Below are 21,328 nucleotides of genomic sequence, written 5' to 3'. Positions count from 1 at the left end.
CCTCACACGTTGATCGAGTGCGACCTGCGGCCCGAGTCGTCGTCGATCTCCACATGGGCCTTGGTCAGCAGCTGCATGGCGATCTCGTTGAGGGCACGGGCGCCGGCGATCTCCTCGCCGACCCGTGGCTGATCGATGTCCACGTTGTGCCGGGTGGCATGCCCCTGGGTCCTGATCTCGGTCCCGTCGGGCAGACGTACCAGCGCTACCGCGCGCGTGTGCCGGCCGTCCTCCTCGAACTCCAGCTCGACATGCCATCCGACAGTGGTGTGCATAGCGGTCATGAGGTCACCTCCGGAAGTCCTCCTTCCAGGGTGCTCCTGAGAGCGGACGGACGCACCCAGTCGGCTCAGGGCAGCAGCCGCGTCCCGTCCGGCACGGCGATGCCGAACTCCTCGTCGAGAACCCGACGCGCCTCCGTCTCGTCGGTGAGCTCGCGCCGCTCGACGGTGCCGTCGGCGTGGGTCTCGGTCAGCAGCGGGCCGTCGAGGAGGAGGTGCCGGTCGGGCGTGCTGCGCTGGACGTAGGCGCGGCGGCTGAACGGCGAGCGGGGGTTGGTGGCGATGTGCCAGTTGATCACTTCGAAGTCGGGCCGCTCGAACGGTTCGAGCGTGAAGGCGTACTGCGCCTGCCAGGAGCCCCCGCCGGACGCCTCGAACGTCTCGGAGGTCTCGTGCGCCTCGAGCACCCACAGCTCCAGCGGGCCGCTGTGCGGGGCGTGGACGAGGCGGTGACGGCGGCCCGCGTCGTGGAACTCGACGTCCACGGTGAGCGGGACGGCTTCCAGCAGCGCTCCCCGGGCGCCGAACCCGACGTCGGCGAGGTACGGCCGCGGGTCGCCGGGAACCTCGACGAGGAGCGCCATATGGGTGCGGGGCCGGTCCTCGAACCGCTGCGCGCCCACGACGACCCGAGCCGTCAGCAGGGTCACCCCGAAGCCCAGCGCCTCCAGGACGGTCGCGAGCAGCATGTTGTGCTCATAGCAGTAGCCGCCGCGCCGGCCGCCCCGGACCAGCTTGGCGATCAGGTCCGCCGGGGCGAGCGAGGGGACCGTGCCGCGCAGCGGGTCCAGGTTCTCGAAGGGGATGGCGCGGCCGTGGGCCAGGTGCACACCCCGCAGGGTCGCCGCGTCGGCACGGCGTTCCCCCTCCCAGCCGATCCTCCTCAGGTAGGAGTCGAGATCGTCAGGGCCGAACGCGGTCGTCTCGGGCATGACTTCACCCTAACCAGCCGAGCACCGCAAGATCGGAGGAGCCGAGCACCGGACGGGCACGGGACGAGCACCGGAGGAGCGGAGGAGCGGAGGAGCGGAGGAGCGGGTCAGCCGGTGTGCAGCATCAGGCCGATGCCGACGACGAGGAGTCCGGCGGCGACGAGCCGGGGCGCGCCGAACCGCTCCTTGAAGAACAGCGCACCGATGGCCGCTCCGACGATGATCGACGATTCCCGCAGCGCGGCGATCGGCGCCAGTTCGGCGCGGGTCTGGGCCCACAGGACGAGTGCGTACGCGAGGACGGACAGCGCGGAGCCGAGGAGGCCCAGGGCTGCGTAGGGGCGGAGCACGGCGAGGGTCCGTCCGCGCAGGCGGTGGACGGCGTACGCCGGGATGACGGCCCCCTGCACGGCCATCAGCCAGGCGATGTACCCCAGGGAGGAGCCGGAGGCGCGCACGCCGAGCCCGTCGACGACGGTGTAAGCGGCGATGGTCAGCCCGGTCGCCAGCGCGGCGCCGATCGCCGCCCAGTTCGGCCGCCGGCCGCGCAGCCCCCACAGGGCGACGCCGGTCAGCCCCGCGCAGGACAGGGCGACCCCGGCGGCCGCCCAGCCGTCCGGCACCTCGTGCGCGAAGGCGGCGGCGAGGACGGTGACGACGAGCGGCGCGGAGCCGCGCGCGATGGGGTAGGCCTGCCCGAAGTCGCCGAGCCGGAACGACCGCATCAGCAGCACGTAGTAGGCGATGTGGATCAGAGCGGAGGACAGCAGGTACGGCCACGCGCGGGCCGCCGGGAACGCGGTGAAGGGCACCAGCGCGAGCCCGATGAGCATGCCGCCGCCGGCGATCAGCGTGAACCCGACGAGTTTGTCGGTGATCCGGTGGGCGATGGCGTTCCAGCTGGCGTGGGTGACCGCGGCGAACAGGACGGCCGCGGTGACCAGCGGGGTCACGCGGTGCGCTCGCGCACGTCCACGAGGGTGGCGTCGGCGTGGTGGACGAGGTCCCCGGGCGCCATGGGGAAGACGACGTGCGGGTTCCCGGCGGCGGCCCAGACGACGTCGTGCGCAAGGAGGTTCCGGTCGGCCAGCACCCGCGTCCGTGTCCGGTGCCCGAAGGGCGGCACGCCCCCGATCGCGTACCCGGTGGTCTCCCGTACGACGTCGGCGGCGGCCCGGGTCACCTTCCGCGCGCCGAGTTCCCCGCGCACCAGCTCCAGGTCGACGCGCGAGGCGCCGTCCATGAGCACCAGCACCGGCACGCCGTCCGCCGCGAAGATCAGCGACTTGCAGATCTGGCTCAGCTCGCACCCGATCGCGGCGGCGGCCTCGGCGGCGGTCCGGGTCGCCTCGGGGAAGCGGCGGACCCGGGTGTGCAGCTGGTCGAGGCCCAGGTCGTGCAGCGCCTCGGCGAATCGGGGATGCGCGGCTGTCGTCGTCATGCACGGCACGCTAGCGGTCGGTGTACAGGGCACGCGAGCGAGTTGTCCCGCCTCGCGACACCGGGCCCGCGCGCGGCCGTCGTACGTCGACCGTGAAAGAAGAAGCCGGTGAGGGCGCCCCGTCCCCACGGAGCCCTCACCGGCGGTCTTCAGGTGGACCGGTAGGTCAGGCGCGTACCAGTTCCCGGTCCTCGTCGCCGTCCCGGGACGAGGCGGCGTCGGCCCCGGTCTTCAGGCCCTCGCCCTCGACGTCCACGTTGGGCAGGGCGCGGTCCAGCCACTTCGGCAGCCACCAGGCCTTCTTGCCGAGCAGGGCCAGCACCGCCGGCACGATCGCCATGCGCACGATGAACGCGTCGAAGAAGACGGCGATCGCGAGGCCGAAGCCGATCATCTTGATCATCGACTCGGTGGAGCTGATGAAGCCGCCGAAGACGGCCATCATGATGATCGCGGCCGCGGCCACCACCTTGGCGCTGTGCCGGAAGCCGGTGACGATGGCCTGGCTCGGGCTCTCGCCGTGGACGTACGCCTCCCGCATCCGGGTCACGAGGAACACCTCGTAGTCCATCGCGAGGCCGAAGACCACGCCCACCATGAAGATCGGCATCATCGACATGATCGGGCCGGTCTCCTCGACGCCGATCAGGCCGCCGAGCCAGCCCCACTGGAAGACCGCGACCACGGCGCCGAGCGCGGCGAGCACGCTGAGCAGGAAGCCGAGGGCCGCCTTCAGCGGGACCAGGATGGAGCGGAAGACCACGATCAGCAGCAGGAAGGCCAGACCGACGACCAGGCCCAGGTACGGGATGAGCGCGTCGTTGAGCTTCTGCGAGAAGTCGATGTTCATCGCGGTGGTGCCGGTGACCAGCACCTGCGCGCCCGTGTCGGCCCTGACGTCGGCGCCCTGGTCACGGATGGCGTGCACCAGGTCCTCGGTCTGGGTCGAGGACGGCTTGGAGCCGGGGATCACGGTGATCGTGGCGGTGTCGCCGGCCTTGTTGAACATCGCCGGGGTGACGGTCGCGACATCGTCGAGGTCCTTGATCCCGTCGGTCACCGTGGTGGCCGCCGTCTTGGGGTCGTCGCTGTTCTTGGCGTCGACCACGATCATCAGGGGACCGTTGAAGCCTGGGCCGAAGCCCTCCGACAGCAGGTCGTACGCCCGGCGCTGCGTCGTGGACGTCGGCTGCGAGCCGTCGTCCGGCAGGCCCAGCTCCAGCTGGGTGGCGGGGACGGCGATCGCGCCCAGCCCGACCACGCCGAGCAGCAGCACGGCGGCCGGACGGCGGATGACGAAGCTCGCCCAGCGGACGCCCAGGCCGGGCTTCCCCGGCTTGCCCGCGTTGCCCGCGTTGCCCGGGTTGCCCTGCCGACCCTGCTCGCCGGCCTTCTCACCGGTCTCCCGTCCGGCCCGCTCGCCGGTCTTCGCGCCGGTCGACCCGCGCTTCTCGCCCGTGGCCTTGACCTTCTTGCCGGCGTATCCGAGCAGTGCCGGGATCATGGTCAGCGCGATCAGGACGGACACCACGACCGTGCCCGCCGCCGCGAGGCCCATCTTGGTCAGCATCGGCACGTCGACGACCGCGAGGCCCGCCAGGGCGATCACGACCGTGAGGCCGGCGAAGACCACCGCCGAGCCGGCGGTGCCGGTGGCGCGGCCGACCGCCTCCTCGCGGTCGCGGCCCTCGGCCAGCTCGCTGCGGTAGCGGGAGACGATGAACAGCGCGTAGTCGATGCCGACCGCGAGGCCGATCATCAGCGCGAGGGTGGAGGTGGTGTCGCCGAGGTCGAGCGCCTTGGCGAGGGCGGTGATCGTGGAGACGCCGATGCCCACGCCGATGATCGCCGTCAGCAGCGGCAGTCCGGCCGCGACCAGCGAGCCCAGGGTGATCACGAGGACGACGGCGGCGATCGCGAGACCGATGACCTCGCCGATCGCACCCGGCTCGGCCGCGGCCTGCAGGGCGTCGCCTCCGACGTCCACGGTCAGTCCGGTGGCCCGGGCCTCGTCGCCGGCCGTCTCGAGGGCGTCCCTGGTCGAGTCCTTCAGCTCCATGCCGGGAGCCGCGTACTTCACCGACGTGTAGGCGACCGTGCCGTCCTTGCTCACGGCGTTCGTCGTGAACGGGTCGGTGACGGAGACGACCTCGGAGCCGTCGCCGAGCGCCTTGACGGTCTTCTCGACGGTCGCCTTGTTGGCGGCGTCCGTCATCTTCTCGCCCTCGGGTGCCTTGAAGACGATGCGTCCGGTCCCGCCGTCGGCGCTGGCTCCGGGGAAGCGCTGTTCCAGCAGGTCGAAGGCCTTCTGGGCCTCGACGCCCGGGATGGAGAAGGAGGTCGTGCCGGCGGCGGGCGCGGAGGCCGCGCCGACGCCGGCCAGGGTCAGCAGGGCCACCCATATCAGGGCGACGAAGTGGCGGCGCCGAAAGGCGAGCCGGCCGAGTTTGTAAAGGAACGTGGCCACGGAGGCGTACTCCCGGTCAGGTCGTGTGCGTGCAGGGCAGGGTTGACCAACCCGGCGGGGAGGGCAGGGGTGATCGGCCCGACGACGTGAGCGGTGACGTCAGGGTGGGCGGACCGCGGGGACGGTCAGGTGGTGGTGGAGACGCCGAGGGCGGGGAGGACCACGGCGTCGATGTACGAGAGGAGGAAGGCCTGCGTCGGCGGCTTTTCGTCGAGCATGTTGCGGGCGGCGAACGCGCCGATCATCATGTGCGGCAGGTAGTCGAGCGCGGGGTTGTCCGCACGGACCTCGCCCCGGTCGATCGCCCGCTGGATCATGGTGCGGAACTCCGCCATCTCCGGCTCGACGAGGTGTTCCTTGAACGCCTTCAGGAGGTCCGGGCTGCCGTGGATCGCCATGGCCAGTCCTCGCATCAGCGCGGAGTTCTGCTCCATCTCGCAGTCGTCCGAACGCATGGTGAGGGCGTGCAGGTCACCCCTGAGCGATCCGGTGTCGACGCCGCCGGCGGAGACGCCCGGCTTCTCGTGCCGTACCGCCTTCGCCACCAGCTCGGCCTTGCCGCCCCACTGGCGGTAGAGCGTCGCCTTGCTGGATCGGGTGCGGGTGGCGACGGCGTCCATGGTGAGGGCGTCGTAGCCGACCTCGCGGAGGAGTTCGAGCACGGCCCGGTACAGCTCGGCCTCGCGCTCGGGCGTGATGCGACTGCGACGCGCCGTTGCGATCTCAGTCATGCCACTCACCTTCCGGCTCCGTCGTCGTCTTCGCCAACTCGTCTCGTACACCATGAAGATACCCTGAGGATCAGCGAAACGAAACCGTTTCGTACGTGTGCTGGCTCACGAACGTGAAGAGCGCATAAGGCGGCCCCACGAGTTGCCCGGCCCCATTCGCCGGAAAAGCATGGGGAGGTGAGCTATCTGCGTCTGCCCCACCTCAGTGGTGACCTGCTGTGCTTCGTGGCCGAGGACGACCTCTGGCTGGCCCCCCTGGACGGCCCCGGCCGCGCCTGGCGGCTCACCGTCGACCGCACCAAGGCCGGACACCCGCGCTTCTCCCCCGACGGGAGCCGGATCGCGTACACGAGCTGGCGCAGTCTCGTCCCGGAGATCCATCTGACGCCCGTGGACGGCGGACCGGGCCGGCGGCTGACGTACTGGGGCAGCACCGACACCCAGGTCTGCGGCTGGACGCCCCCCGACCAGGACGGGAACACCGACATCCTCGCCGTCGCCTCCCACGGCGAGCCCTTCTCCTACTTCACCTGGGCCTACAAGGTCCCCACCGACGGCGCGCCCGGCCGCAAGCTCCCCTGGGGCCCGGTCTCCGACCTTCAGACCGCCGACATCGACGGCGAACGCAGGACCCTCCTGCTCACCGGCACTCCACCGCACGAACCCGCCGCCTGGAAGCGCTACCGGGGCGGGGCGACGGGCCGCCTGTGGCTGCACGGGCAGCGGCTCCTGGCCGACCTCGACGGGCATCTGCACTCCCCCCTCTTCGTCGGCGGACGGATCGCCTTCCTCTCCGACCACGAGGGCGTCGGCAACCTCTACTCCTGCGCCCACGACGGCTCCGACCTGCGCCGGCACACCGACCACGACGCCTTCTACGCCCGGCACGCCGCCGGCGACGGCACCCGGGTGGTGTACCAGTGCGCCGGGGACCTGTGGATCGTCGACGACCTCGCCGCCGACTCCGAGCCGCGCCGGCTCGACGTACGGCTCGGCGGACCGCGCGCGGGACGGCGGCGCTACCAGATCCCGGCCGCCCAGCACGTGGACGGCATCTCCGTGGACGAGACGGGACGGGCGAGCGCCGTCGTCGTACGCGGCAGCCTGTACTGGCTGACGCACCGGGACGGCCCCGCCCGGACGATCACCGACACCCCCGGGGTACGGGTGCGGCTGCCGGAGATGCTCGGCTCGGGCGGCCAGGTCGCCTATGTGACGGACGCCGAGGGCGAGGACGCCGTCGAGATCGCCCACCTGCCCCGGGCCAGCGGCGACCGCGCCCCCCGGAGACTGGCCTCCGGGCGGCTCGGGCGGGTGCTGGAGATGGTGTCCGACCCCGACGGCGAACGGCTCGCCGTCGCCTCGCACGACGGGCGGCTGCTCCTCCTCACCGTGTCCGACGACATCACCCTGGCCGACGACATCACCGGAACCGACGACATCACCGTGCCCGACGACGCGGACGCCGAGGCCCCGGACTCTGCGGACCCGGCCGGTGCGACCCCGGACGCTGCGACACCGGCCCACGCGGACTTGGAGGGCACGGACTCGTCGGCCGGTGCGGCCGGGGAGGGCGCCGACTCGGAGGGTACGGACTCGGAGGGCACGGACTCGGAGGGCACGGACTCGGACGGTGCCGTCACCGAGCTGATCTCGTCGGTCAACGGACCCGTGCGGGACCTGGCCTTCTCCCCCGACGGGAGCTGGCTGACCTGGTCGCATCCGGGGATCGGCCGGTCGCTGCGGCAGATCAAGATGGCCCGCATCAAGGACCGGCTCATCGTTGACGTCACCAACGGCCGGTTCGAGGACGAGAACCCGGTCTTCACCCGGGACGGCCGCTACCTGGCCTTCCTCTCCTGGCGCGGCTTCGACCCGGTGTACGACGTGCACACCGGGGACCTGTCCTTCCCGCTGGGCTGCCGCCCCTACCTGGTGCCGCTGTCGTCGGCGACCCCCTCCCCCTTCGCGCTGACCCCGGAGGGCCGGCCCGCCGCCGGGGGCCTGGACCCGGTGGAGGACGACGAGGGCGGCGACGGAGCCGTGACGGTCGAGATCGAGGGGCTGGCGAGCCGCGTCACGCCCTTCCCGGTGCCGGCGTCCAAGTACTCGGCGCTCTACCCGGTGGCGGGCGGCGGGCTGGTGTGGCTGCGCTGGCCGATCTCGGGGGCGCTGGGCGAGACCTTCGCCAACCCGGACGACACCAGCGGACGGCCGACCCTCGAGTACTTCAACATCAGCAAGGCGAAGAAGTCCGAACTCGTCGACCACCTCGACTGGTTCGCGCTCAGCGGGGACGGCTCCCGGCTGGTCGTGGTCGACGAGGGCGACCTGCGGGCGGTGCCGTCGGCCGAGTCGGGCGACCTGGACTCCACGGTCTGGATCGACCTGCGGCGCATCCTGCACGAGGTGGACCCGGGCGCCGAGTGGCGTCAGTCGTACGAGGAGGCCGGGCGGCTGATCCGTGCCTACTTCTGGGACCCGGGGATGTGCGGCATCGACTGGGACGCGGTCCTGGACCAGTACCGGCCGCTGGTCGAACGGGTCGCGTCACCCGACGAGTTCGCGGATCTGCTGCGCGAGGTGCTGGGCGAGCTGGGCACGTCCCACGCGTACGTCACCGCCGCCCGCCGCAACGAGGGCCCGCCGCACTACCAGCGCCTCCAGGGCCTGCTGGGCGCCAACTTCGTACACCGGGACACCGGTTGGACGGTCCGGCGGATCCTGCCGGGCGACTCCTCCGACTCCAAGGCGCGTTCACCGCTGGCCGGCACCGGCATCCGGGACGGGGCGGTCCTCACGCACGTCGACGGCCGGCGGGTCGACCCGGTCACCGGCCCGTATCCACTCCTCGCCGGCGCGGGCGGCACCACGGTGGAACTCACCTTCACCCCGGCCCAGGGCGAGGCGGGCCGCCCACGCCGGGTGGCCGTGGTCCCGCTCACCGACGAACGCCCCCTGCGCTACCAGGACTGGGTGGCCAAACGGCGGGCCGTGGTACACGAGTTGAGCGGTGGCCGCTGCGGCTATCTGCACATCCCCGACATGGGCGGCTCGGGCTGGGCGCAGTTCAACCGCGACCTGCGCATGGAGGTGTCCAGGCCCGCACTGCTCGTGGACGTGCGCGGCAACGCGGGCGGGCACATCAGCGAGCTGGTGGTGGAGAAGCTGACGCGCACGATCCTGGGCTGGGACCTCACCCGCGACGCCCAGCCGGTGTCGTACGCCTCGAACGCGCCGAGGGGCCCGGTGGTGGCCCTGGCCGACGAGGCGACGTCCTCGGACGGCGACATGATCACGGCCGCCTTCAAGCTGCTGAAGCTGGGCCCGGTGGTCGGCCAGCGCACCTGGGGCGGCGTGGTCGGCATGACCGGCCGGCACCGGCTCGGCGACGGCACCGTCATCACCGTCCCGATGAACGCGGCCTGGTTCGACGCGTACGGCTGGTCCGTGGAGAACAGGGGAGTCACCCCCGACCTCGAGGTGCTGCGCACCCCGCTCGACTGGGCCGAGGGCCGCCACGCCCAACTCGACGACGCCGTACGGCTGGCCCTGGACCTCCTCACCACCCGCCCCCCGGCGACCCCGCCGACGTACGACGACGTCCCCGACCGCTCCCGCCCCCGACTGCCGCCCCGCACAAGGCACTAGACGCAGGCAACAGACGCAGGCACCAGACGCAGGGGCGCCCCCCCGAGGGAGGGCGCCCCACGTCAACGGCGGTAGCCGAGCTCAGCTACACGTCGAAGTCCTGGCCGATGCGCTCGTCGTCCTCGCGCCGCATACGCTCCGGCTGGCCGGGACGCTCACCGGACCGCTCGCCCGGACGCCCGTTGGGACGCTCGCCGGGACGCTCGCCGGACCGCTCACCGGGACGCTCGCCCGGGCGCTTCTGGCCACGCTGCTGAGCCTGCTCCTTGGCCTGGCCGGCCTTCTGCTTGGCCTGCTGCTTGAGCTGCTCGGTCTGGTCCTGGAACTTGTCCTTCATACCCATGTGGGTTCACTCCTGTAGGAGATGAGGGGGTTTGAGCCCCTTGGTGGGGCCTCGACCAGATTCACACGGGCCATCACGGCGCGCATCTCGATCAACTACGGTGCGTAGCCCTCGCCTGTTCGTCGGCGGATCCGCCCGCGCCCACCAGCCCCGTCCGCATCCCGTGCAGCCGGGGCGCGAACCGCTTCATCTCCCGCTGGCCCACCGTCCCGATGAGCGCGGGCAGATAGCCGCGCACCCCCTGCATCCCCCGCAGCCACCACTGCCCGTACACGTGCGAGGAGCGCCGTTCGATCCCGGCCACGATCCGGTCGACGGCCGGCCCCAGCGGGTACGTCTTGTTCGACGGCCACGGCAGCCGCTGCCTCAACTCCCGCATCACCTCGTCCTGGTCGGCGCCCCGCACCATGTCGGTGTCGGTCCAGGACAGGTAGCCGACGCCGACCCGGACGCCCTGGTGGCCGACCTCGGCGCGCAGGCTGTGCGCGTACGCCTCCACGCCCGACTTGGACGCGCAGTACGCGGTCATCATCGGCGCCGGGGTGATCGCGGCGAGCGAGGCGATCTGGAGCAGGTAGCCACGGCTCTCCCGCAGCAGCGGCAGGAAGGCGCGGGCCGTGACCGCCGAGCCGATCAGGTTGACCTCGATGACCCGGCGCCAGGCCTCCGGGTCGGAGTCGGCGAACGGACCGCCGTTGGCGACACCGGCGTTGGCGACCACGATGTCCACCTTGCCGAACCGCTCCTTCACCTCCGCCGCGACCCGGGCCATCGCCTCGTGGTCGGTGACGTCGGCGTACCAGTGGTCACTGTCGCTGTGCAGCCGCTCGGAGACCTGCTTGAGCGCGTCCGGCTCCAGGCCGACCAGCGCGACCTTCGCCCCGCGTGCGGAGAGCTTGCGGGCGAGCAGCTCCCCGACGCCCCGCGCCGCCCCGGTCACGACGGCGACCTGTCCTTCGAGACTGACCGTACTCATGCGCCCTCCTTCAACTGTGCGTACGTGGTGACGAGTTCCCGGATCCGGCCGGTGACCACGTCGGGCGCCTCGACCGGCGTCATATGGCCGAGGCCGGGCAGTTCGGTGAGGCCGACGCACTGCGGGAGCGCGGCGGCGATCCGGCGGGCGTGCACCGGCGGCGTGAGCCGGTCGGCGGTGCCGACGATCACCGCCGTGGGCACGCGCAACTCCCGTACGCCGTGGTCGAGGTCGAGCAGGTTCAGCACGTGCGACCAGGTGTGCCGCACCTTGCGCGGGCAGGCGTGCACGATGCGGGCGCACGCGTCCACCATGTGCGGGGCGGATCCGGCGCCCATCGTGGCGTACCTGAGGATCCGCTTCGCGACCGGCGTGACCGGCCCGAGGGGCGCGCGCGAGCCGAGGATGTGCCGGGTCAGCCAGGTCCGCAACGGGCCGGGCCGCAGAGGCAGGACGGTGGACTCGGCGACCAGCCCCGAGGCGCCGGTGCTGCACAGCAGGACGGCCGCCGCGTGTTCCTGGAAGGCGTTTCTCGCCGCCGCCGCCAGGACCGTCATGCCGCCCATGGAGTGCCCGACGATCACCGCTCTCTCACCGGGCGCGAGCGTCGCGGCGAGGACCGCTTCCAGGTCGTCGGCGAGGGTGTCCGTGCTGCACGCCTGGCTCGGCAGGGTGCGCCCGTGGCCGCGCTGGTCGTAGGCGATGACCCGGTGGTCGGCGGCGAGGTCCCGGATCTGGGCCGCCCAGAACGCGGTCGAGCAGGTCCAGCCGTGAGCCAGGACGACGGCGGGCGCGGTCTCGGGGCCGTGGACCTCGACGTGCAGGAGCGTGCCGTCGGCGGAGACGGCGGTGAGCTCACGGGAGAACCCCTCCGAGGGCTCGCGGGAGATCCCTGGGGAGGGCGCGCGGGAGAACCCTTCGGCGGGCTCGCGGGAGATCCCTGGGGAGGGCTCGCGGGCGGAGGTCATGCCGTCACCTCGTCGCTCTCGTTGTTCACCGCGCGGGCCGGCCGCCCCGCGGGCGCGCGCAGGACCTCGTACTCCGCGAGGTTCACGCGTCGGGTGGCCCGCCGGAACTCGGCCGTGGTGCCCGGCCAGATGGTGGTGTTGCGGCCGTTGCCGTCCAGGTACCAGCTGGTGCAGCCGCCCGTGTTCCACACCGTCCGCTTCATCCGGTCCTGCACCCGGCGGTTCCAGGCGTGCACGGCGCTCGGCCGGGCGTCCAGCGCCACGCGCGCTCCCCCGGTGCCCCGAGGGCCCGGGGGGACCTCCAGGACGTCGAGCTGGCGCAGATAGTCGGCCATGTAGGTCAGCTGGGACTCGATCATCAGGATCATGGAGGAGTTCCCGAGCCCGGTGTTGGGGCCGATGATCGTCATCCAGTTGGGGAAGCCGGCGGCGGAGGCGCCGCGCAGCGCCTCCATGCCGTCCTTCCAGCTCTCCGCGAGCGTCCGCCCGTCGGCGCCCACCACCCGGTCGGCGATCGGCATGTCGGTGACGTGGAAGCCGGTGCCGAAGACGATCGCGTCGACCTCCGCCTCGCTGCCGTCGGCGGCGACCAGCGTGGACCCGCGGACCTCGCTCAGGCCGCTCGCGACCACGTCCACGTTGGGCTGCGCGAGGGCCGGATAGTAGGTGCTGGACAGCAGGATCCGCTTGCAGCCGATGCGGTAGTCCGGGGTGAGCCTCGCGCGCAGGGCCGGGTCCTTGATGGCGCGGGCCATGTTCTGCTTGGCGAGCTGCTCGACGAGACCGAGCTGGTTCGGGTGCTTGGTGAACGCCTGGACCTGTAGTTCCCGGATGCCCCACAGCAGCCCGCGGCGCATCTTGGCCGTGACGGGCAGGGCCCGGTGCAGGCCGCGCTCCGCGCCGCTGATCGCCCGGTCCACCCGGGGCATCACCCAGGGCGGGGTGCGCTGGAAGAGCGTCAGCCTGGCGACGTCGGGCTGGAGGGCGGGCACTATCTGGATGGCCGAGGCGCCGGTGCCGACCATGGCGACGCGCTGCCCGGTGAGGTCGGCGTCGTGGTCCCAGCGGGCCGAGTGGAAGACCTTGCCGGGGAAGGTGTCGAGGCCGGGGATGTCCGGGATCTTCGGGTCGGACAGCGGCCCGGTGGCCGACACGACGACATCGGCGAGGTACCGCCCGCCGCTGGTCTCGATGTCCCAGCGCAGCTCCTGCGCGTCCCACGTCATCCGCAGCACCTCGGATTCCAGCCGCAGATGCGGCCGGAGCCCGAAGACGTCCGTGACGTGCTCCAGATAGGCGCGGATGTGCTCCTGCCCGGAGAAGGTGCGCGGCCAGTCCGGGTTGGGCGCGAAGGAGAAGGAGTACAGGTGGGAGGGCACGTCACAGGCGCACCCCGGGTAGCTGTTGTCCCGCCAGGTCCCGCCGACGCTGCCCGCCCGCTCCAGGACGACGAAGTCGGTGATCCCCTCGCGGCGCAGCCGCACGGCCGCCCCCAGCCCACCGAATCCGGACCCGATCACCGCCACCCGTACGTGTTCGGTCATCCCGACGCCTCCTAGCCGTGCGTGCGACTCTACGGACTCCGCCAGTGAACACTGGCGCAATGGGGAGCGTAGAGCAGCTCCGTACCGATGGGTAGGGCCGGGAGAGGGAAAGTTACCGGCGGTACAACATAGGCTTCGCCCGTGACGGACAAGCGGGAGTACCGAACGGAGGAGCTGGCCGCGGAGGCCGGCATCACGGTGCGCACCCTGCGCTTCTACCGCGAGCGCAAACTCCTCGGACCACCCCGCCGCGAGGGCCGTATCGCCTGGTACGACGACCATCACCTGGCCCGCCTGCGCACGATCGCGGCGCTGCTGGAACGCGGCCACACCCTCACCGGCATCGCGGAGCTGGCGGACGCCCTCGACCACGGCCGCGGCGTGGCCGACCTCCTCGGCGTCGGCGGCCCCACCGAGGAGGAGCCGGTCCGCCTGACCCCCGAGGAACTCGCCGCGCGCTTCGAGGGCCAGGTCACCACCGAGAACCTCGCCGCGGCCCTGGACCTCGGCTACCTGGGCACCGACGGCGACGAGATCGTCCACATCAGCCGCCGCCTGCTGGACGTCTCCTCCGCCCTGGTCCGCGAGGGCATCCCGCTCGCCGAGGTGCTGACGGCCGGCGTCCGCGTCCGCGAACACGCCGACGCCCTCGCCACCCTCTTCACCGACCTGATCCTGCGCCACGCGACCGAGGACGACCTGCCCCGCCTGCGCCCCCTGGCACGCAGCGTCGTCGAGGCGGAACTGTCCCTGGCCCTGGACCGACGGCTGCACAAGACGACGTAGAGGTCGCCTCCACGGGTCCTACCCAGGTCGCGCCCGCCGTCGCGCTTGCGCGTCATACCCAGGTCGTACTCGCGGACGCACCTAGAGGTCGCCCCAGGTCACCCTCAGAGGTCGTAGACCACCGTCACCGGAGCGTGGTCCGACCAGCGCTCGCCGTGCGTGGCCGCCCGCTCCACGAACCCCTTGACGGCCTTGCCTGCCAGCGTGGGCGTCGAGACGTGCAGGTCGATGCGCCACCCCGAGTCGCTGTCGAAGGCCCTCCCCCGGTACGACCACCACGTGTACGGCCCCGCCACGTCCGGGTGCAGCGACCGCACGACGTCCACGTAGCCGCCGTCCGTCGGGGCGAAGACCTGGGTCAGCCAGTCGCGCTCCTCCGGGAGGAAGCCGGAGTTCTTGGTGTTGGAGCGCCAGTTCTTGAGGTCGGCCTGCTGGTGGGCGATGTTCCAGTCACCCACCACGAGGACCTCGCGGCCGTCGGCGGCGGCACGGGCGCGCAGGTCCTTGAGGTGGGCCAGGAACTCGCCCATGAAGCGGACCTTCTCGTCCTGCCGGTCGGTGCCGACCTCGCCGGAGGGCAGATAGAGGGAGGCGATCGTCACACCGGGCAGATCGGCCTCGACGTAACGGCCGCTGCCGTCGAACTCCGACGAGCCGAAGCCGATCCGGACGGCGTCCGGTTCACGGCGGCTGCAGAGGGAGACGCCCGCGCGGCCCTTCGCCGCGGCCGGCGCGTGGGTGACGAACCAGCCCTCGGGGGCCCGGACCGCCTCCGGCAGCTGGCCCGGCTCGGCACGCACCTCCTGGAGGCACAGCACGTCGGCGGAGGTGTCCGCGAGCCACTCCACGAAGCCCTTCTTCGCGGCGGCACGCAGTCCATTCACGTTCACGGAGGTCACGGTCAGCACCCGGGCACGATACAGGCAGGGTTCCGCGCCGACGTCCGTCGGCTACCGGCACACTGGACCGGGTCAAGAATCAACTTTTCCAGGATTGTGCATACAACTACTGTGAACAGCATGAATATACGTCCGGTCGCCTTCGACCACCCCGACGCCGTCAAGCTCAACGACATGGTCCAGGCCGAGTACCACGAGCGCTACGGCGACGGCGGCGACGCCACGGTCCTGGAGCCGTCCGACTTCCAGCGGCCGCGCGGGGTCTATCTCATCGCGTACGACGAGCTGGACCGGCCGGTGGCCACGGGCGGCTGGCGCAGCCAGGACGACGACGGCGAGGGACACGAGGACGGCGACGCCGAACTCAAGCGGATGTTCGTGATCCGGGAGATGCGGGGCCGAGGACTGGCCCGACGGATGCTCACCGCGCTGGAGGAGGACGCGCGGGACGCCGGCCGCGTCCGGATGGTCCTGGAGACCGGCACCGAGCAGCCCGAGGCCATCGCCCTGTACACCTCCAGCGGGTACGCGCCGTGCACGAAGTTCGGCTACTACCGCGAGTACGAGAACAGCCGCTGCTACGCCAAGCCGCTCGGCTCCTGAAGAACCCCAGCGCCTGAAGCGGCCTCGGCTTCTGAAGAACCTCAGCTTCTGAAGCGGCCTCGGGCTCCTGGAGGACCTCAGCTTCTGAAGGACCTCAGCTTCTGAGGTAGGCGAGCACCGCCAGGACGCGGCGGTGGGTGTCGTCCGCCGGGGGCAGGTCCAGCTTGGTGAGGATGCCGCCGATGTGCTTGCCGACGGCCGCCTCCGACACCACCAGCAGGCGGGCTATCGCACCGTTGGACCGCCCCTCCGCCACCAGCGCCAGCACCTCCCGCTCGCGCGGGGTGAGCCGGGCCAGCGGATCACGACGCCGGCGCAGCAGTTGCCGTACGACCTCCGGGTCGACGACCGTGCCGCCGGCCGCGACCTCGCGCAGCGCGTCCACGAACTCCTTCACCTGGCCGACCCGCTCCTTGAGCAGATAGCCGACGCCGGTGCCGTCGCCGGAGTCGAGGAGTTCGGCCGCGTACGCGCGCTGCACGTACTGGCTGAGGACGAGCACCGGCAGCCCGGGCCGCTCCGCGCGCAGCCTGACCGCCGCTCTCAGCCCCTCGTCCTGGAAGTCGGGCGGCATGCGGACGTCCGTCACGACGACGTCGGGCGCGTGCCGGGCGACCGCCGCCAGCAGGCCCGGCGCGTCGCCCACCGCCGCCACGACCTCGTGCCCGAAACGGGTGAGGAGCGTCGTCAGGCCGTCGCGCAGCAGGACGCCGTCCTCGGCGAGGACTACGCGGAGGCCTCGGTGACCGTCCCCGTCCGATCGCCCGGCCGGCTCGGCCCGCCCGGCGGACTCGGCGGACTGGGCCGGCTCGGCGGAGTGGGCTGGCTGGGCTGGCTCGGCTCGCAAGGGATCTCCACACGCAGCAGGGTCGGTCCGCCCGGCGGGCTGGTCAGGGTCAGTCTTCCATCGAGCACCGACACCCGGTCGGCGAGACCGGTGAGGCCGGTACCGCGGGCACTGTCGGCTCCGCCGTGGCCGTCGTCGTCCACCTCAAGGACGAGAAACCGTCCGCCCTGGTGTTCCGCGCGCACGCGTGCGCGCCGCGCCCCGCTGTGCCGGGCCACGTTGGCCAGCGCCTCGCGGACCACGAAGTAGGCGGCGGCCTCCACGGCCTGCGGGAGCCGTGGGACCGGCCGGGCGAACTCCACGTCCACGGGGACGGGCGAGCGGTCGGCCGCGTCGGCGACGGCCGCCTCCAGGCCGTAGTCGGCGAGCACCTGGGGGTGGATGCCGTGGATCAGCTCACGCAGTTCCGCGAGGGCCGCGCCCGCCTCCTCGTGGGCGCGGGCGAGCTGCTCGGCGAGCGGGCCGCCGGGCGGGGCGTCGAGACGGGCCAGACCGAGGTTCATGGTGAGCGCGACCAGACGCTGCTGAGCGCCGTCGTGCAGATCACGTTCGATCCGCCGGCGCTCTCCCTCGAACGCGTCGACCAACCGCGCGCGTGAACGCGTCAGTTCGACGACCCTGGCCTGTGGATCGCCCGCGCGCGGGGCGACGAGCAGCCGGGTCAACGCGGCCCGGGCGCCCGCCGCCGCCCCGAGGGCGTATCCGCCCACGGCCAGCAGCAGCACGCCCAGCGCGGCGGCGCCGAAGGCGGCCGGCCAGCCGGTCACCGTCCACACCTTGAGCACCTTCGTCTCACGGCCCCCGCCGACCGTCGCCAGCAGCAACGGGGCCGCGACCATCGTGAGGGGGACGAACAGCGCGACGGTCAGCAGCAGCGTCTCGGCCGGCCAGAGGAGGCAGGCGGTGAGGAGGGTGTGGCCCAGTTCGCGCCAGGTGGCCCGTTCCCGAAGCCGGGTGGTGAGCCAGCTGCGCAGGCCCGGCGCGGCGGGCTCGACATGCGCGCCGGGCGCGTCGTCCGCGTCGACGAGCCGCAGCCGGCGCCGCTCCAGGGCCGCCGCCGGCAGCCCCGCGAAGGCGACGGCCGCGAGCATCGGCAGCCCGACGAGGACGACCGCGAGGACTCCGCCCACCGCCACCACCACGACCAGCCCCACGAAGACGGCCGCTCCGGCGACCGCCCCCGTCAGCAGATAGGCGACGGCCCGCCAGGGCCACGGCGACAGCAGGTATCCCGGGCGGAACAAGGCCTGCCACACGTTGCGCGGTTGCATGCGGATCACCGTAGAAGGGGCGCCGCCCCTTCGACCATCGGCCTGACCGGAGGTTCGGGGGTATGCCTGGCCCTACCCCAGGTCTCGCCCCTGCCCGACAGACCCGACAGGGGCGCGCACGGTTTCGTGGGGCCATGACCACACACGCCGTCCAACTGACCTCCGTGAGCAGGCGATACGGCGCCCCGGGCACCGGGGTGACCGCGCTCGACGACGTCAACCTCACCTTCCCCCGGGGCTCGTTCACCGCCGTCATGGGGCCGTCCGGCTCGGGCAAGTCGACGCTGCTCCAGTGCGCCGCCGGGCTGGACCGGCCGACCTCGGGGTCGGTGCGGATCGGCGGGACCGAACTGACCGGACTGAGCGAACGGCGCCTGACGCTGCTGCGCCGGGAGCGGATCGGCTTCGTCTTCCAGTCGTTCAACCTCCTGCCGGCCCTCACCGCCGAGCAGAACGTCGCCCTCCCGCTGCGACTGGCCGGCCGCCGCCCGCCCAGGGAACAGGTCCTCGACGCCCTGCGGCAGGTCGGACTCGCCGACCGTGCCGGTCACCGCCCGGACCGCCTCTCCGGCGGCCAGCAGCAACGCGTCGCCCTGGCCCGCGCCGTGATCACCCGCCCGGAGGTCCTGTTCGGCGACGAACCGACCGGCGCGCTGGACTCCCGTACCGGCCGCGAGGTGCTGACCCTGCTGCGCTCCCTGGTCGACGAGTCCGGCCGGACGGTCGTCATGGTCACCCACGACCCGCTCGCCGCCTCCTACGCGGACCGGGTGGTCTTCCTGGTCGACGGCCGCGTCCACGGCGAACTCCGCGGCGCCGACGCGTCCGTGGCGGCGATCGCGGCCCGGATGGCGACGCTGGAGACCGCGGCCGACGGCGCCGCGCTCTCCCGCGCGGGCGCCACGCTCGCCCCGGCGGGTGTCGCGTGCTGAGCGTCGCGTGGCACACCCTGCGCGCCCGATGGGCCGCTTTCGTCGGCAGTTTCGTCGCCCTCGCCCTCGGTGTCGCGCTGCTCACCGTGATGGGACAGGCACTGGCCGCGTCACTGGACGCGCCGGCGCGCGCCCCTGAACGGTTCGCGGCGGCGCCGGTGGTGGTCGGGGGCCAGGACACCCTGCGGGTCGCGACCCGCACCGGCGAGCGGACGAAGGAGCTGGCCCGGCCGCGCCCGGTGCCCGCCGGGACCGTCGCCGCGCTCCGCGCGCTCGGCCCGGTCACCGAGGACCGCTCGTTCCCGGTCCGGGCGTACGGCGCCCCGGCCGCGCCGGACGACCTGGTCGGCCACCCCTGGTCGACGGCCCGCTTCGCCCCCTACCGGCTGACCGCGGGCAGAGCCCCGGCAGCGGCCGACGAGGTGGCGACCAGCGGCGCCTGGGCGACCGTGGGCACCCGACTGCGCACCACGGACGGCCCGTTGCGCGTAGTAGGCACGGTCGAGGCGACCGAGGCCGAGGCAGTCGAGAGGGCCAAGACGGTACGCGAACTCGACTTCGAGCACGCCGTGTTCTACCCGGACGCCCAAGCCGCCCGACTGGCCCCGGAGCCGACCCAGCTGGTCGTGGAGGCGGACGCGGCGGCCGTACGGGCGGCGGTCACGGACGAGAGCGTACGGATCCTGACCGGCGACGCCCGCCGACTGGCCGACGCCGACCCGGGCCGGGACGCCGAGGCCCTGACGGCGCTCAACGCCTTGTTCGGCACGGCGGGCGGCGTGACCGCCTTCGTGTCCGTCTTCGTCGTGGCGTCCACCTTCGCCTTCGCGGTCGACCGGCGGCGCCGCGAGTTCGGCCTGCTGCGCACCGCCGGGGCGACCCCGGGCCAGATCCGGCGGACGGTCCTCGCGGAGGCCCTGCTCGTCGGCACGCTCGCCTCGGCGACGGGCTGCCTACTGGGCACCTACGGCGCGCCGCGTCTGGCCGAGTTGGTGGTCGACGGCGGCCTCGCGCCCGAGTGGTACGCGGTCGGCGGCCCTCCGGCCGGCGTCTGGCCATACCACCTGGCCTTCTGGACGGGCCTGCTGGTCGCCCTGTGCGGTGCGCTCGCCGCGTCCTGGCGGGCCGGACGCACCGCCCCGGCCCAAGCGCTGCGCGAGGCCTCGGTGGACGGACGCGCGCTGACCCGGGGACGGCGCGTGTGCGGTGCGGCGCTGCTGCTCGCGGCCGTCGTCACCCTGGCGTACACGCTGGTGACCGACCCGGGCGAGCTGCTCCACCGCAAGTCGTACTTCAGCCGTCCCATGCTGCTCATCACCGCGGTGGCGCTGCTCTCGCCCCTGACGGTGCGTCCGCTGGCGCCCCGGCTGCCGGGCGCGGTGGGCCTGTTGGCGCGGGCCGGCGCGGTCGCCGGGGTCCGCCGCACCGCCGCCGTGGCCGCGCCCGTCCTGGTCACCATGGCGCTCGCGGGCTCCCTGCTGGGCGCTACGGCGACGATCGGCGCGGCGCGGGCGGCGGAGGTACGACAGCAGACGATCGCCGACTTCGTGGTGACACCCCAGGACGGAACGACCCTGCGGGCAGGGGTCCTCGACCGGCTCCGCCAGGTGCCCGGCACGGTCGTGTCGGCCGGTTCCGCCACCACTGTGTTCACGCTGGAGGACGGTGTCGCGCTCGTGAAGTCCGAGGCCCGGGCGGCCGATCCGGCGCTGCTCGACGCGACCGTACGGCTGCCGGTGACCGCCGGGCGGCTCACCGACCTCGACGACGGATCGATCGTCGTGACCGAGGAGTGGGCGCGACACGAGGTGGGGCAACGGGTGCGGGTGTGGCTCGCAGACGGTACGCCGAAGACCCTCCGGATCGCCGCCGTGCTCTCCATCGGCACCGGGGACAACGGCGCCTACGTCACCCCCGCCAACGCGGGCGGCGGGGGCGTGGACCGCGTGGACGTACGCGTGCGGGCGGGTGCGGACCCGACGGCGGTGGCGGCGCGGTTGCGGACCGTCGACGGGGTGCGGGTGATGGACAGGGCGCAGTGGGTCCGAGCGGCTCACCCGCAGACCAACCGGACGACCCGGCTCGGCGTGCTCCTCGTCCTGGGCATCGCGCTTCTCTACACCGGCATCTCACTGGCGAACACCCTGGCCATGGCGGCCGCCGAACGCAGGCCCGACCTGACGGCCCTACGGATGGCCGGCGCCACACGCGGGCAGATCCTGCGACTGGCCGCCACAGAGGCGCTGATCGCCGTGGCGGTAGGCGCTCTGCTCGCCCTCCTGGTGACGGCCGTCAACCTAACCGGCCTGAGCGCCGCCCTGCACCTGCTGTCGGCCCCGACGGCGATCGCCCTGCCCTGGCAGGCACTCGCCTGGACGACGGCGGCATGCGCCCTGCTCGCGACCCTCACGGCCCTGACATCGACGACACCGGCACTGCGTTCGCCCCGGCCATGAACCCCCGGCCCCACCACCAGACCCGACCCACGAACCACAACCGACTGATCACCCGCCCGACGCCGATCAGTGCGGTGCCCCCTGCTGGCCTCATGAGACGCCGTCCAGGGCCTTCGGGCTTTCCGGCACGCGGGTTCCCCGTGAGACCCCGCGGCGCACCCGTCAGACAGGCACACAGAGGGCACGGTCGAGGGCTTCCG

18 protein-coding genes are annotated in these 21,328 nt (G+C 72.8%); 5 read left to right on the top strand and 13 right to left on the bottom strand.

From position 1 onward, the window contains the following. Nucleotides 1-2: 2 nt before the first annotated feature. The 6 genes from ACIRPU_RS27355 to ACIRPU_RS27330 all read right to left on the bottom strand — a co-directional run bounded on the left by ACIRPU_RS27355 (nucleotide 3) and on the right by ACIRPU_RS27330 (nucleotide 5,852). Complete coding sequence (locus ACIRPU_RS27355; protein ID WP_351767667.1) at nucleotides 3-275, bottom strand: DUF1876 domain-containing protein; 273 nt, start codon at nucleotides 273-275, stop codon at nucleotides 3-5. A 74-nt stretch (nucleotides 276-349) separates the two neighbouring features. Then, nucleotides 350-1,213: an arylamine N-acetyltransferase gene (locus ACIRPU_RS27350; RefSeq protein ID WP_403871869.1), complete on the bottom strand. Its 864-nt coding sequence runs from the start codon at nucleotides 1,211-1,213 to the stop codon at nucleotides 350-352. 107 nt (nucleotides 1,214-1,320) lie between these two features. After that, nucleotides 1,321-2,166, bottom strand: coding sequence for an EamA family transporter (locus tag ACIRPU_RS27345; protein WP_403871867.1), 846 nt, complete (start codon nucleotides 2,164-2,166; stop codon nucleotides 1,321-1,323). Further along, nucleotides 2,163-2,654 (bottom strand): YbaK/EbsC family protein, encoded by a 492-nt coding sequence (locus ACIRPU_RS27340; protein ID WP_403871865.1) that lies wholly within the window; start codon nucleotides 2,652-2,654, stop codon nucleotides 2,163-2,165. Before ACIRPU_RS27340 ends, ACIRPU_RS27345 begins: the two co-directional genes overlap by 4 nt. Nucleotides 2,655-2,820: 166 nt before the next feature. Further along, on the bottom strand, nucleotides 2,821-5,121 hold the full coding sequence (locus ACIRPU_RS27335) for an MMPL family transporter (RefSeq protein ID WP_403871863.1): 2,301 nt from the start codon (nucleotides 5,119-5,121) through the stop codon (nucleotides 2,821-2,823). A gap of 125 nt (nucleotides 5,122-5,246) precedes the next feature. Beyond that, nucleotides 5,247-5,852: a TetR/AcrR family transcriptional regulator gene (locus ACIRPU_RS27330; protein WP_403871861.1), complete on the bottom strand. Its 606-nt coding sequence runs from the start codon at nucleotides 5,850-5,852 to the stop codon at nucleotides 5,247-5,249. Between the two features lie 177 nt (nucleotides 5,853-6,029). Between ACIRPU_RS27330 and ACIRPU_RS27325 the strand changes: the two genes are divergently transcribed. Then, the gene (locus ACIRPU_RS27325) at nucleotides 6,030-9,503 is read left to right on the top strand and encodes a S41 family peptidase (protein WP_403871859.1); all 3,474 of its coding nucleotides are present in this window, start codon (nucleotides 6,030-6,032) and stop codon (nucleotides 9,501-9,503) included. A gap of 85 nt (nucleotides 9,504-9,588) precedes the next feature. Here the strand turns inward: ACIRPU_RS27325 and ACIRPU_RS27320 are convergent, their stop codons facing one another. The 4 genes from ACIRPU_RS27320 to ACIRPU_RS27305 all read right to left on the bottom strand — a co-directional run bounded on the left by ACIRPU_RS27320 (nucleotide 9,589) and on the right by ACIRPU_RS27305 (nucleotide 13,334). Next, complete coding sequence (locus tag ACIRPU_RS27320) at nucleotides 9,589-9,846, bottom strand: hypothetical protein (protein WP_403871857.1); 258 nt, start codon at nucleotides 9,844-9,846, stop codon at nucleotides 9,589-9,591. 91 nt (nucleotides 9,847-9,937) lie between these two features. Next, the gene (locus tag ACIRPU_RS27315; RefSeq protein ID WP_403871856.1) at nucleotides 9,938-10,822 is read right to left on the bottom strand and encodes an SDR family oxidoreductase; all 885 of its coding nucleotides are present in this window, start codon (nucleotides 10,820-10,822) and stop codon (nucleotides 9,938-9,940) included. Beyond that, nucleotides 10,819-11,790, bottom strand: coding sequence for an alpha/beta fold hydrolase (locus tag ACIRPU_RS27310; protein ID WP_403871854.1), 972 nt, complete (start codon nucleotides 11,788-11,790; stop codon nucleotides 10,819-10,821). Before ACIRPU_RS27310 ends, ACIRPU_RS27315 begins: the two co-directional genes overlap by 4 nt. Next, on the bottom strand, nucleotides 11,787-13,334 hold the full coding sequence (locus ACIRPU_RS27305) for a flavin-containing monooxygenase (protein WP_403871852.1): 1,548 nt from the start codon (nucleotides 13,332-13,334) through the stop codon (nucleotides 11,787-11,789). Before ACIRPU_RS27305 ends, ACIRPU_RS27310 begins: the two co-directional genes overlap by 4 nt. Before the next feature lie 141 nt (nucleotides 13,335-13,475). Between ACIRPU_RS27305 and ACIRPU_RS27300 the strand changes: the two genes are divergently transcribed. Continuing rightward, nucleotides 13,476-14,120: a MerR family transcriptional regulator gene (locus ACIRPU_RS27300; RefSeq protein WP_384115319.1), complete on the top strand. Its 645-nt coding sequence runs from the start codon at nucleotides 13,476-13,478 to the stop codon at nucleotides 14,118-14,120. A gap of 104 nt (nucleotides 14,121-14,224) precedes the next feature. On the opposite strand, the gene ACIRPU_RS27295 is transcribed toward ACIRPU_RS27300, so the two are convergent. Continuing rightward, nucleotides 14,225-15,028 (bottom strand): exodeoxyribonuclease III, encoded by an 804-nt coding sequence (locus tag ACIRPU_RS27295; protein WP_403871850.1) that lies wholly within the window; start codon nucleotides 15,026-15,028, stop codon nucleotides 14,225-14,227. A gap of 111 nt (nucleotides 15,029-15,139) precedes the next feature. Here ACIRPU_RS27295 and ACIRPU_RS27290 point away from each other — a divergent pair, with 111 nt between their 5' ends. After that, a complete protein-coding gene (locus ACIRPU_RS27290; protein ID WP_403871848.1) occupies nucleotides 15,140-15,622 on the top strand; it encodes a GNAT family N-acetyltransferase in 483 nt (160 codons plus the stop codon). A gap of 94 nt (nucleotides 15,623-15,716) precedes the next feature. On the opposite strand, the gene ACIRPU_RS27285 is transcribed toward ACIRPU_RS27290, so the two are convergent. Both ACIRPU_RS27285 and ACIRPU_RS27280 read right to left on the bottom strand, forming a co-directional pair. After that, the gene (locus ACIRPU_RS27285) at nucleotides 15,717-16,328 is read right to left on the bottom strand and encodes a response regulator (protein ID WP_403872130.1); all 612 of its coding nucleotides are present in this window, start codon (nucleotides 16,326-16,328) and stop codon (nucleotides 15,717-15,719) included. A 20-nt stretch (nucleotides 16,329-16,348) separates the two neighbouring features. Beyond that, nucleotides 16,349-17,740 (bottom strand): sensor histidine kinase, encoded by a 1,392-nt coding sequence (locus tag ACIRPU_RS27280; protein ID WP_403871846.1) that lies wholly within the window; start codon nucleotides 17,738-17,740, stop codon nucleotides 16,349-16,351. Nucleotides 17,741-17,874: 134 nt separating this feature from the next. Between ACIRPU_RS27280 and ACIRPU_RS27275 the strand changes: the two genes are divergently transcribed. Both ACIRPU_RS27275 and ACIRPU_RS27270 read left to right on the top strand, forming a co-directional pair. Beyond that, nucleotides 17,875-18,672, top strand: coding sequence for an ABC transporter ATP-binding protein (locus tag ACIRPU_RS27275; protein WP_403871844.1), 798 nt, complete (start codon nucleotides 17,875-17,877; stop codon nucleotides 18,670-18,672). Continuing rightward, complete coding sequence (locus ACIRPU_RS27270; protein WP_403871842.1) at nucleotides 18,666-21,128, top strand: FtsX-like permease family protein; 2,463 nt, start codon at nucleotides 18,666-18,668, stop codon at nucleotides 21,126-21,128. Before ACIRPU_RS27275 ends, ACIRPU_RS27270 begins: the two co-directional genes overlap by 7 nt. The last annotated feature ends 200 nt before the right edge of the window (nucleotides 21,129-21,328 follow it).

It is taken from the genome of Streptomyces sp. NPDC102259 (genome assembly GCF_044766465.1).
Lineage (GTDB): Bacteria > Actinomycetota > Actinomycetes > Streptomycetales > Streptomycetaceae > Streptomyces.
The sequence above is the reverse complement of the archived record's forward strand: the minus strand, read 5'-3'. Positions and strand labels throughout refer to the sequence as shown.